This is a genomic window from Lactobacillus apis, from assembly GCF_002837055.1.
Classification (GTDB): Bacteria; Bacillota; Bacilli; order Lactobacillales; family Lactobacillaceae; genus Lactobacillus; species Lactobacillus apis.
In genome coordinates, this window is the sequence record NZ_PDKP01000016.1 from 1 (window position 1) to 12,360 (window position 12,360).

The window sequence follows — 12,360 nt, forward strand, 5'->3', positions numbered from 1 at the left end:
AAAAGGACATATGTATCTTCAGCAAAATCCATTGATGAGTCTGCACTGCTAGTATAGTTAGCAACTAGTTCCTTTGAACTCCAGCTTTTTTTACCTTCTGGGTTATTAATAGAGTGACCTGGGCCAACATTTAGCCACGTACCAAGGTTTACTAGACCACAGTCATTAGCTAATCTGGTTTTTTTACCGAGTTTTAGTACATTAAGTTTGGGAAGTTCGGCCAACATACTTGAGCTTTGAACATTACGCATATCTAAATTAGATAAATCTAGTTCTTTTAGACTAGTGCAACGTTGAAATGCTCTAAGTAGTGTAGACTTAGTAGGATCACTATTATTTAGAACAACTTTACTTAAATCTACAGTAGTTAGGTTTACGCAACCAAAAAAGAGATCGGAAAGATAGGTTAAGGCCCCCCCAGAAGTATTATTGATAAACTTGACTGAAACCAGTTCTTTATCCCAGCAGAGCATATTACGCACATCAATTAGCTTTGGAGCTGTCCAAGCTGACAGATCTATACTACGCAACTTGATACAATAAAAGAACATTTGGCTCGCATATATTAGTGAAGACGTGTTCATACCTGAAACGTCGATATCAACTAGATTTTTACAATATGAAAACATCGAATCAAAACTAGTACATCTAGAAGTATCTAACTTGTCTAAACCGGTAATTTCTTCAACATTTTCAAAATAATAAAAAAGTTGTTTAGCTCCATCTGTTCCAAGAGTTACTTTGCCAACTATGTTGATTTTTTTTGCTAGCTTAAGTGGGTAGTCTTTGTTATTTTTACGTAGAACTACACTAGAAAAATTTCCAATTTGAGGTATTCTGGTCCCACCGGTAAGTGTTAACACATTATTAGTAGTATTGTAGTATAAGTTGATACCTTGGAAACTACCATCGATGACGTCATCATCTGTTGCATTAGTGGAGTCTTCTTGTGGCGAAGCTGTAGTACTATTAGTAGCTGATTCAGCTGTTGATGCGTTGCTATCGTCACCTGTAACTTCCTCTGGTGGNTAGCTCCATCTGTTCCAAGAGTTACTTTGCCAACTATGTTGATTTTTTTTGCTAGCTTAAGTGGGTAGTCTTTGTTATTTTTACGTAGAACTACACTAGAAAAATTTCCAATTTGAGGTATTCTGGTCCCACCGGTAAGTGTTAACACATTATTAGTAGTATTGTAGTATAAGTTGATACCTTGGAAACTACCATCGATGACGTCATCATCTGTTGCATTAGTGGAGTCTTCTTGTGGCGAAGCTGTAGTACTATTAGTAGCTGATTCAGCTGTTGATGCGTTGCTATCGTCACCTGTAACTTCCTCTGGTGGTGTTTGAGCATCTTTAGCTACAGATGCAGTGTTATTTGCATCATTTATAGCTTTCTCTGTTGAAGTTTGGGAATTTTTATTAGTTGCTTTATCAGCCTTGACTAATTGCGGATTAGTCAAAGTTAAGCCTAAAAGTAGGGTTGCAGAGCTGCTAAGTAGCAGTTTGCTCTTTGAGTTATTTATTTTCCTCATTGTGGATAGTACCTTTCTGTCCAGTTGTATTTTAATAGATACGCGAGTAAAAACGGAGATGCAAACAGAACATGTAAATAACTTTAAATTTAAGGAATGTAGCATGTAGACTATTTTTAGTTACTTAATAGTGAATGTCCAAAAAGTTATTGTGGCTTGAAGACGAAATAGTATTCATGTTACTGCTTAAAAGTGCTTCTTTATTTATGTTCATGGATGCTGGACTACTATCTTACTTTTGGGTAGTACAATTAAAAAGTAAAATGTCCATGATTATATTTTAGAAATTAACTATCAATTAATCAATAGTAATTTAATATATTTTTCCGATAATATTAAGCTATAATGCATAATAAAAGTGAAGGGAAGCATAATTATAGACACGACTAACACAGATTAATATATGTGTTTTTGTATATATTAATCTGTGGTAAGAAACTTTGATTTTTGTTGCTTAATAAAGTAATGGTCATTGTACTTATTGAAATAATAGAGCCAATAGCAAGTGTTAAAAGCTGTTGATTTCGATTAGAACCCGTTTCAGGCAACTGTGAATTTACAGAAACATGATTTGGATTTTGGCTATTAGTGTTGCTATCTACATGTTGAATATGACTACAGCTGGTACTACTTACAAGATTGTGCGGAGGCTTTTTGTGTCATTTGCTATTGATGAGCTGATGATAGTAGAGCTACCTACTCAATAAATAATTCCTTGTGGATTACTATAAAAGAAACCGATGGCATTTTCTGGACATTTTTTAAAAATATAACCATTGATTTCTCTAGCAGATGTGACGTAACCGTTACCAGTAATGCCACTTAAGATAATCATATTTCCACTTTAATCAATGATAACTGTAGAACTTTGAATAGATGCTGGAACTTCTGGGTTTTTGACATAGACTAAGTCAATAGAGCGCTCGGTATCGTTATAGGCACCAGTGAATGGACTTGGATTTTCTTTTAATGCGTATCCAGGAACATGATCAGCGTTAATTATGGTAGTCATCACGGATAGTATTTTCCTAATAGAATCTATTGAGCTACCAACAATATTAATACTACTGATGTCTGGCTTTTTAAGCTCGCACAATTGGTAAAACATTCCAGAAAAATTTATAACATTATGCATAACAAAATTAGCAATATTAATGTCGTGTAATGAGTAATCGTCGCTGAATAGGTATGACATATTAGTAACATTTGAAGTATCCAGGCATTCCAAATTTATTTTTTTGGTGCGGAACAAGACTCGAACATGTGTGACATACTAGTGACTTCGGAAAAGTTTAGATTATCCAAGTCGCTTATTTCAACTAAATATGGCAACTCGGAAAATAAGGAAATGCACTACCAATTATTTTGGTTTTCCTGACAATTTCTATTTTTAGGGTATAAAGTGGTGTGTACCAGACAGCTACCATTGTTCCCCCATGTTATGATGATTAGCAATTCCTTGTTTCTGTTAAAAGTGGGATCCCATCCTTAATATTGCTAGCATATATCTTATCTTGTTAAGGTCAGTATTAGGCTGATTAGTAGGAGCCTCGTTACTACTATCATTAGAAAGCAGGGACGAATGTTATTTGGGTTATTGTCACTAGCTGATTCAGGCTGACTTTCTTCGACCTCAGTTCTCGTTTGAATGGAATGGCTCTCTAGATTTGCTGAAGCCTTATTACCTGGCTTTTGTTTATTAATTATTTGATTAGTAACGGCTTTTGTTGGCTTTAACTAGTTGAGGCTGAGAACTAGTCCTAAAAATATTAGAGCTGAACTGCTGATTAAAGCCTTTTTAAGCGATAATAACTTTTTATACGCATTAATTAAGTGTCTCATTATAAACGTTTTGATTGCCGAAAATCGTTTAGTCATAAAGATAGCACGCAAAAAGCATCGAGTTTAATAACTACTCGATGCTTTTCATGTTTGATAGCTTACTTAGTTCGTTCCCTTACGACTACTATGCATCCCTATCAAACCTCCAAATATTGATAAGAATCCTGATCCTAAAATAGCTACTTGCACAGGTTTGTTTATACCTGTGTGTGGTAGAGAGCTATAATTCACAGAGCTTTGCATACTGCTTTTGGAGTTCCGTGAATTGTGATTAGTTGTGTTAGAACTAGCAATCCTAACACCAGCCCCTGCTTTCTTTGTTCCAAGGCTAGCTTTATTGTCAGTATAGTTATAGATGTAATTAACTGACTGTTGATTGGCTGAGAAAATGCCAGTTGCATTTTCTGGATGATTAGATAGCGTATATCCTGGAATATTTTGAGCAGAGCATACATAACTTTGCCCGATTTTGCCTTGCAAGGTCTTATAAGGCGCGATTTGATTGCCTAATCGATCAAGATAATGTACGATAACATACCCCCTATCACCAGAAATTGTTGTAGCATCTGCCATTGTACCGTCAGAGGCACCTAGTACAAAAGTGCGTGAACCAATTTTTTCACCCTTTTTTGGTGTTTTTCGTAGTTTCTCCTTCTTAGGAGCGGCAATGCTTCCTGCACCAGAAGTAGCTGATTTTCCGTCAGNNNCAGAAATTGTTGTAGCATCTGCCATTGTACCGTCAGAGGCACCTAGTACAAAAGTGCGTGAACCAATTTTTTCACCCTTTTTTGGTGTTTTTCGTAGTTTCTCCTTCTTAGGAGCGGCAATGCTTCCTGCACCAGAAGTAGCTGATTTTCCGTCAGAAGCTCTTAAAGAAAAAGTCTTTGAACCAGTAGTTGCAGCAGCAACAGGATTGGTACCAATTGAAGTTGCACCAAAAGCTACGATTGCTAAAGAGTTCAATAATAATTTTTTAAATTTTAAATGTCTGTTTGTTTGTCTATTCATTTTCTATGCACTTGCTTTTCTGTTCTCTCAAAAATAAACAAAACTAGAATAATATAAATTATTTTTATGACTACTAAAGTATAACACGTCCTTGCAAAAGATCATAGTATAAATTAATAGATATTTATAATTAATAGTTTAATACTAGTAACTTATAGTACTAAAAGTTTAACAAATGGCTATGTAACAGGGGGATAGACCGGTTTGGTATAGACCGAGCCTTTTTCAATGAAATGGTTACATTATAACTTAATTTTATTAAACCCGGAATTTCAAAAATCACAATTGAAAAACATTGATATAAAAGCTGTGAAATCGTTTTTAATTATTGAACAACAAATTAGAAGTAATTTGTTATTTTATATACGTTCTTACATATATTTATTAATCGCAGGGATCTATTAATATATAAGTTAAAGTTGATGGAAGTTGACTGCTATTTCTAATGGATAATAGGTTTTATTACCAAAATTGATTATACAGTTATTTTATTTTTTAGCTATAAATACTGAATATAAAACCAAAAATACGGTTCCATTCAAGGGGTCGCATTTTAAAATATAATATTTAAGTATAATTGTTATTAATTTTCTTTGCGTTTGCGTGTAAACCAACCGCTAGTTAAGCTACCCAAAATTGCAAGCAAGCCGAGACCAAAGAGAGAAGTTTTCTCTGTTTTATTATTACCAGTTTGAGGTAACGTGCTTTCTTTCGAAGAGGCGGTAGAAACTGAAGAAGCTTGATCTTTTTGAGGATCAGTTTTTTGTGCATAGTGGCCTGAAATTGCTGACTTCTTTTGGCTAGCTTTATTAGTGGTGCCAGTCTTACTGTTACTTTTTACCGGAACAACGTTTTCGTTCTCATTATCAGTGCCGATTTGGCCCGCTTTTTGATAAAAATAAGTAACATCCTGAGGGTTACTGCCAAACAAGCCAGTTGCATTATTAGGACGTTCCATTAATACATAACCAGGAATTTCTTTTGTATTTGAAATATAACCATCGCCAATGTTGCCACTTAAAATTTCATCAGGACTAAGTGTTTTGCCGTCCTTATCCTGATAGTGAACAGTAACATTTGCTGCCTTACTTGGTTCAGGAACACTCGGGGTGCTTGGAGCAACTGGTGTTTCAGGCTTTTTAGTGAAGTGAATATAGCGATCAGCATCTGTAGCTGGATTGTAGTTTGTTGTTAATTCGTCTGAAGACCAGTTTTTTGAAGCTTCCGGATTATTGTCATTATTATGTGTACCGTGACCTACGTTAACCCATTTTCCTGGCGTATTAAGCTTTGCATCCTTAATGATGTTCTTATTGCCCAATACTAAAATGTCTAATGAATCTAGGTCTTCCAACATTTCGTCAGAATTGGTTACAGCAGACATATCAAAGTTGTGAATATCTAATTCTTTTAAAGCATTGCTTTGATAAAACATCCATTTCATATTAGTGACTTTTGAAGTATCAAAGCTACTGAGATTAATTTTGGTTAGTTTAGTACTTTGGAACATGTATGCCATGTCAGTAACTTTTGAAGTATCAAAACTGCTTAGATCCAGTTCTATCATCTTTTGTAGATGATAGAACATTGAATTCATATTGGTAACATTCGTGGTTTTAAAGTTATTGCCAAAAGTTATGTCAGTTAAGTTATCACAAACACTGACTAAGTGGGACATATCAGTGACATTTCTAGTGTCAAAACTGCTTAAATCTAGTTTAGTTAAGCTATAGCATTTGCTAAAAAGTCCAGCCATGTTAGTAACATTAGCAGTGTTGAACTTACTCAAGTCTAGGCTTGGCAGCTTTGCACATAGATAGAAAAGATGCTGCATGCTTTTAACACTTGAAGTATTGAAGTTGCTTAGGTCAATGCTAGGTAAATTGCTACATTTCTCAAACATTGAAGTCATATCAGTGACATTAATGGTATCAAATTTTGTGGAACCATTAGCAGTTGTTAAAGTTAAGCTTGTTAGAGCTTCACAGTCATAAAACATTGAGTTCATAATTGTGACGTTAGTTGTGTTTAGTTGACTAACATCAAGTGACGTTAGTTTTTGGCACATACTAAACATATGGTCCATGTTAGTAACGTTAGCTGTATTAAGCTGACTTAGATTTAAACTAGTTAAATTAACATCATGATCAAACAAAAATGACATTTCGTTTACATTAGAAGTATCAAGTTTTTCTAGCCCATTGATTGTGGTTAAATTATCTAACTCACTAAAAAGTCCTTTAATTGAACCACTTAACTTGATAGGACCAATAATATCAATTGTTTGAATTTTCGTCGCATCAATAGTCCTCAAATTGCCACGAATGCGTCCAGGGTTTGTTATCGCTTTAGAACTTCCAGGAATCGTTAGTGTTTTACTGACGTCATCATAGGTTACATCATCTATCCCGTTCCAATTTACAGTTTGAACTGATTGAGTTGGTAAAGAGACAGGAGTATCAGTTTCTGTTTGTACTTCTTGGTTATTCTCAGTTGTTGGACTTTGCGTATTTTCTGCTTGTTCTGCAATAGCTGAGCCAGAGTCTACTTTGTCGGCTTGATTGGCGGATGCTGATTGACTAGTTGGCAAGCTGTCAGCTTTTACATGCTTAATATTAGTAGAAATACCTACCAAAGCAGAAGATGCAATTGCGCCAAACAGTATTTTTTCTGCTTGTTGAACCTTAATTTTTTTGCTCATTGTAATATTCCCTTTACTTTAACTTATAACACGCTTAATTTGGGCATTATTATATCATCAATGAGAATAAAGTGTTAGCAATTTGCATTTCATAGTTGTATATAACCATATAAAAACAGCTCTTAAGCTATAGATGCTTAAGGGCTGTTATTTATTTGCTTTATTAGAAGTTAGCTTTCTTAACATATCTGTTTTTACCGACAATATAGAAACGTTTGCCGTGGATTTTTACAGAGCCACCATAAGTTACAACAGATTTATGCTTTTTAAGAACTTTTCTGTTAGCTCTCTTACCCTTTGCGTTATATAAATATGCGTTGTGGGTTAATCTACGTTTAATACCAGAAATATTATTGGCCTTAACGAAGCTATTGTCTCCTAAAGCGTAGTATTTCTTACCATCAATTATTTTAGTGCCATATGTTGCAATAGATTGGCCAGCAAAGTATTCACCGTTTTTAAGAGCACCATTTTGATTATAAACGTAAGTGTTATGCATTACTGTGCGGTAAACCGGTCTTTCAATTGGTTTAGGAGTAGATGGAGTAGTTGGTTTGGTTACAGTATTGTTGTTAGTAACAGGTGCGGTAACAGTAGGCGTTGAAGGAGAGGATGGGGTTACACTTGAGTGATCTTCGGCAACTTTGACATAAGTTACTGTTTTATCAGCAACTTTATTAATATCATCATTTTGTTTAATATCAACAGGGTATTTAGCAAGTAATTGAGAAGTGGAGAGCTTGTCTTTGCCCGCAGGCTTTTCAGGAGTACCAGTACCTACTTCTTGCCAGATAGCTTTTGTATTAAAACCGGTTTTATTGAGATCATCATTTACATTGAACGTAAAGTTGGTTAGACCATCCAAACCCTCAAGTATGTTGCTCATAGTAATGGCTTTGCCTACACCATAAGGGCTACCTAACTTAAATTTACCAATATCTAATGAAGTCAAGCTCTTATCACCAGTAAACATGTAGTCCATCATATCAACTGCTGATGTATCAAAGTTGCTTAAATTCAATTTAGTTAGACTTGAGCAGCCATTAAACATACTAATCATGCAAGTAACCTTACTAGTATTGAAGTGGGATAAGTCAATTCTAGTAAGGCTTGAACAACCATAGAACGTGGCCCCCATGCTAGTTACGTTTGCAGTGTCTGTAAGGCCGTCAATCTCTCTTAAACCTGAGCAGAAAGCAAATAGAAGATCCATGTTTGTTACACTTGAGGTATCAACGTTAGTAAGATCAATCTTTTCTAGCTTAGGAAGATTGCTAAAAAGACCAGAAGCTGAACCTTTGATAGTTAATTTACCTTTAAAGTTAATGCTATGGATTTCATTAGAATTGGTATCTTTAGAATTGATATCTATAGCACTAATTGGTGTAGGATCAGCACCATCAGGAGCTGCTATTGTTCCTTCAGGGATGGTCAGCTCATGTGTCTTTTGATCATATGTGACTTTCAATCCATTCCAGTCTCTTACGATTGGCTTATCTTTGTTTGTGTCAGCATTACCTTTATCTGCAGTGGTTTGCTCAGTAGTTTGAGCAGGTGCAGTAGTTTTGGCGCTGGCAGTGGTTGGACTAGCAGCTACCAATCCCAGTGCTGCTAGTGCCATACCGCAAAATAATAACTTTTCTTTCTTTTGTTGAATATTATTGTGATTATCCATGATATCCTCCTATAGAATAAAGTTAAGTACATTTACAGTATATTAGGACAGGATAAAACTAACCATTAAATTTCATAATATAATTTAAATCAAATTATAATTGACTAAATTTCTAATATCAGAATTAATAATTTGTCTAAATAAAATTTATGACTGACGAAAAAAGCCTGTTACTTTGGGAATTTCAGTAAAGTAACAGGCTTTTTGCCTTATTAATTTGATTTACCTAGCATTTTACTAATACACGTATATGAATAGCAGAAAATTTAGATTTCTTTATTAATACGCGTGTTTCAGCCAAATTATCTACGCCAAGTTCGCACTAAGCACCAGCAGATAATGATGAAAAAGATAATATTAAAGCCAAGCACACAAGCATTGATTACACTCATTTTTTGGAAAAATTGTGGGTGGATACGTGAGTGAACCTGAACGCGTTTTTTGACCACTTTCTTCTTATTTTTAACAGGTAAAGAAATTTCTTTCTTATTTTCTTTTGATTCAGAATTAGCAGTTAGTTCTGCAGCGGCAAGATTTGCTTTAGTTGCCTTAACTTTACTGATTAAGTCGCCTTGGACCACAGTTCGATGTTCACCATAGCCATATTTTGAAGTGTTGAAATCGGAACAGGTTATCAGTGTAATCATGCTTTTGTCATTAACATTATTTTCGACTTCAACCTGAGTAGGTTTGACTGCAAACGAAATACTGTTTGTTTCATAGGCATAAATATGATGAAGATCGGTTACGTAAATCAGGTCGCCTATTTTGGCTAAATGCAGATTGTCTAAAACTGCTGGTCCATATGATCCCATGTAATGGCCGGCTAAAACGTAGTTGTTTTTGCCGCCCATTGTTCTGTCGGGGAGGCAGGTGACTACGCCGTATTCTAAATTTTGATTTTGATCACCGTATCCGGCAAATAAAGGATTATGAATGTTAACGGCTGGAATTGAAATACGTCCAATTGCATAGGCCTTAACTTGTTTTGATTTTAGTATCCTGCTTGCGCTAATCGATTCTGTTTTGCTCGCATCATAGTTAGTCTTGCGCTTTTTGTTTTTGGTGGCTTGTTTAGGAGTTAATTCCGAAGTTGCTTTTTCAGCGTTCTGTTGGAAAAGATAGGAGCTACCAAAGCCTGAACCAAAAAAGATTAGGGTAACGCCCAAGTAAAAAAAGGCACCAATCAGAATAATTTGAATAGAAGACCATATTTTTTGTTTTAATGATGAAGTTTTTTGCTTTTTTTTAGCCAATTTAGTTTACCTTCCGCTATTTTTAATAATCACTATACTTTATTTTAGAGAAAAAAGCGCTATTTGCACATTTATTTGAAATAAATACAAGTACTGATAAAAAATCTTCAAATAATTGTTGAAATCGCTTTAACACTGTTCTATAATCATATACGTAAATAAGTGTGTTACTGATTCGATCAGGCATTAACCTATGAACAACAAGGATATAAGCCCATAGTGTTGTTCATAGGTTTTTTTATTGAAAGAGGAGTTTGCTGAGTGAAATTTATCAAAAATTTTAACAACAACGCTGCCTTGGTGTCGGATGAATCTGGTGTTGATTGGGTAGTAATCGGGAACGGCATTGGCTTTGGTAAAAAGCCAGGCGATCCGATTGATGAAGATAAAATTACCCGTCGCTTTGTTGCAGTTGAGAAGAACATTGAAATGATTGACAGTGTTAGTGATCTTGACGATCGAACATTGTCCTTAACAACCGATGTTATTAATCTAGTTAACAAGCGATTGGACGTAAAGTTTTCTGATTATCAGTATCTGGTTTTAGCTGATCACATCGATTTTATGCTAAAGCGAAACGATGAAGGTTTTGAACTTGGGCAGGATACACTCGGCTGGGAATTAAATAAATTATTTCCAAAAGAGTATGCGGCTGCAAAAGACGCACTGAGGTTGATTGAAGGGGAAACAGGATTAGCTTTTCCAAAGACAGAAGAAGTTTTTCTTACTTACCACTTTATCAACGCCGGTTCAAATCAAGCTAAAATTCAAGACACAATCAAGATTACCAAGCTGATACGCGGTGTAGTTGAAATTATTGAATATCAATACGGCATGCAACTTGACACTGAATCATTTAATTTTAGTAGATTTATGACGCATCTTAGATCATTTATGGTACGCCATCTCTACCCAATAGATGACGAAGGTGATGGGAGTGAGCTTGATATTTCTTTACTTGAACTAATGAAAGTAAAGTATCAAAAAGCATACGAGACGGTTTTAAAAATCGGCACTTATTTATCTAAACAAGCTGGTTGGAAATTGCAACCTGATGATGAAGTATATTTAACGCTTCATGTATGGCGAGTTACTCATCGCCAGAAGAGTGATCATACTGATGGTTCAGAGCAATCTTCAATTAAAAATTAATTACTAGTTTAAACGGTGTGTTACTGTTTACAGGCATTAACCCGAGAACTTAAAGATGAGCTATGTATTTTGCGCAACGTAATTTACAGAGTAGATTCTTTATATTCTCGGGTTTTAGATTTTTGGAGGGAAAAATGGCTTACGAAGAACTAAGTCGTGAAATTATCGCCAACGTTGGTGGTAAAGAAAATGTTGCCAGCGTGGTGCATTGTACAACTCGTCTACGCTTTAAATTGAAGGATACTTCAAAGGCAAATGACGAAAAGATGAAAGCAACTGATGGTGTTTTATCACTAGTTAAATCTGGTGGACAATATCAAGTTGTTATTGGAAATAACGTTGCTGACGTCTACAATACTTTAATTAAAATTGGTGGCTTTGGCGATGGTGGATCAGTTCCTGATGACTATGTTGATAACAGTAACATGAGTTTAACTGATAAGTTTATCGACTTAATCTCTGGTATCTTCAATCCACTTTTAGGTGCAATGTGTGCTGCTGGTATGATCAAGGGCTTTAACGCAATGTTCTTAGCATTGGGCTGGCTATCTGCAACATCAGGTACCTATATTATCCTGAATGCAATTGGTGATAGTTTATTCTACTTCTTACCGGTTATTTTAGGTATTTCATCAGCTAACAAGTTTGGCATAAATACTTATTTAGGTGCAACTATCGGTGCTGCACTCTGTTATCCATCAATTGTTGCAATGACTGGTAGTAAGACTGCATTGTTTACTATCTTTAAAGGTACTTTCTTACAAGCTCCAATTCATATGACTTTCTTGGGTATCCCAGTAATTTCAATGAATTATACTTCATCAGTTATTCCAATCATTATTGCTGTTTGGTTTGCTTCTAAGGTACAAAAAGTTGCTCGTAAGATTATTCCTGACGTTGTTAAGACTTTCTTAGTACCATTTGTTGTTTTACTGATTACTGTTCCAGTTACTTTCCTTGTTATCGGACCAGTTGCAACTTGGGCAGGTAATGGTATTGCTGCAATCGTAAGTGCTATTTACAACTTTAGCCCAATTTTGGCCGGTGTATTAATGGGTGCTTTCTGGCAAGTATTTGTTATCTTTGGCGTTCACTGGGGCTTCGTTGCGGTTATGATGACCAACGTTGCTGCAATGGGCTATGACCCAATTGTTGGTTTATCATTAGCTGCATCATTTGCTCAAACTGGTGT

10 protein-coding genes are annotated in these 12,360 nt (G+C 35.3%); 3 read left to right on the top strand and 7 right to left on the bottom strand.

The genetic code is table 11. The annotated features are described in order from the left end of the window. Window positions 1-863 (bottom strand): BspA family leucine-rich repeat surface protein (locus tag CRG87_RS06825; RefSeq protein WP_133125490.1); only part of this gene is annotated, 863 nt, incomplete at its 3' end. Between the two features lie 1,237 nt (window positions 864-2,100). On the opposite strand from CRG87_RS06825, the gene CRG87_RS08045 reads away from it, so the two are divergent. Further along, a complete protein-coding gene (locus CRG87_RS08045) occupies window positions 2,101-2,241 on the top strand; it encodes a hypothetical protein (RefSeq protein ID WP_165775970.1) in 141 nt (46 codons plus the stop codon). On the opposite strand, the gene CRG87_RS08205 is transcribed toward CRG87_RS08045, so the two are convergent. The 6 genes from CRG87_RS08205 to CRG87_RS06855 form a co-directional block, all read right to left on the bottom strand. Next, window positions 2,235-2,369 (bottom strand): MucBP domain-containing protein, encoded by a 135-nt coding sequence (locus tag CRG87_RS08205; protein ID WP_165775971.1) that lies wholly within the window; start codon window positions 2,367-2,369, stop codon window positions 2,235-2,237. The genes CRG87_RS08045 and CRG87_RS08205 overlap by 7 nt on opposite strands. Before the next feature lie 9 nt (window positions 2,370-2,378). Continuing rightward, window positions 2,379-2,786 (bottom strand): BspA family leucine-rich repeat surface protein, encoded by a 408-nt coding sequence (locus tag CRG87_RS06835; protein ID WP_074425948.1) that lies wholly within the window; start codon window positions 2,784-2,786, stop codon window positions 2,379-2,381. Window positions 2,787-3,478: 692 nt separating this feature from the next. Further along, a complete protein-coding gene (locus tag CRG87_RS06840; protein ID WP_101138712.1) occupies window positions 3,479-4,384 on the bottom strand; it encodes a MucBP domain-containing protein in 906 nt (301 codons plus the stop codon). 583 nt (window positions 4,385-4,967) lie between these two features. After that, on the bottom strand, window positions 4,968-7,085 hold the full coding sequence (locus tag CRG87_RS06845) for a BspA family leucine-rich repeat surface protein (RefSeq protein WP_074425946.1): 2,118 nt from the start codon (window positions 7,083-7,085) through the stop codon (window positions 4,968-4,970). Between the two features lie 163 nt (window positions 7,086-7,248). Then, window positions 7,249-8,760 carry a BspA family leucine-rich repeat surface protein gene (locus tag CRG87_RS06850; protein ID WP_074425945.1) on the bottom strand — a complete coding sequence of 504 codons (1,512 nt, stop codon included), beginning with the start codon at window positions 8,758-8,760 and terminating at the stop codon, window positions 7,249-7,251. A 302-nt stretch (window positions 8,761-9,062) separates the two neighbouring features. Next, entirely contained in the window at window positions 9,063-10,016 is a 954-nt protein-coding gene (locus CRG87_RS06855) for a class A sortase (RefSeq protein WP_074425944.1), read from the bottom strand. Between the two features lie 261 nt (window positions 10,017-10,277). On the opposite strand from CRG87_RS06855, the gene CRG87_RS06860 reads away from it, so the two are divergent. Both CRG87_RS06860 and CRG87_RS06865 read left to right on the top strand, forming a co-directional pair. Further along, complete coding sequence (locus CRG87_RS06860; RefSeq protein ID WP_074425943.1) at window positions 10,278-11,168, top strand: PRD domain-containing protein; 891 nt, start codon at window positions 10,278-10,280, stop codon at window positions 11,166-11,168. A 134-nt stretch (window positions 11,169-11,302) separates the two neighbouring features. Then, on the top strand, window positions 11,303-12,360 hold a 1,058-nt coding region (locus CRG87_RS06865), incomplete at its 3' end, for a PTS transporter subunit EIIC (protein ID WP_165775973.1).

Excerpts from the sequence above, each read along its gene's own strand:
- CRG87_RS08045 (WP_165775970.1), top strand. The coding sequence starts at position 2,101 with ATGATTTGGATTTTGGCTATTAGTGTTGCTATCTACATGTTGAATATG.
- CRG87_RS06845 (WP_074425946.1), bottom strand. The coding sequence starts at position 7,085 with ATGAGCAAAAAAATTAAGGTTCAACAAGCAGAAAAAATACTGTTTGGC.
- CRG87_RS06850 (WP_074425945.1), bottom strand. The coding sequence starts at position 8,760 with ATGGATAATCACAATAATATTCAACAAAAGAAAGAAAAGTTATTATTT.
- CRG87_RS08205 (WP_165775971.1), bottom strand. The coding sequence starts at position 2,369 with ATGATTATCTTAAGTGGCATTACTGGTAACGGTTACGTCACATCTGCT.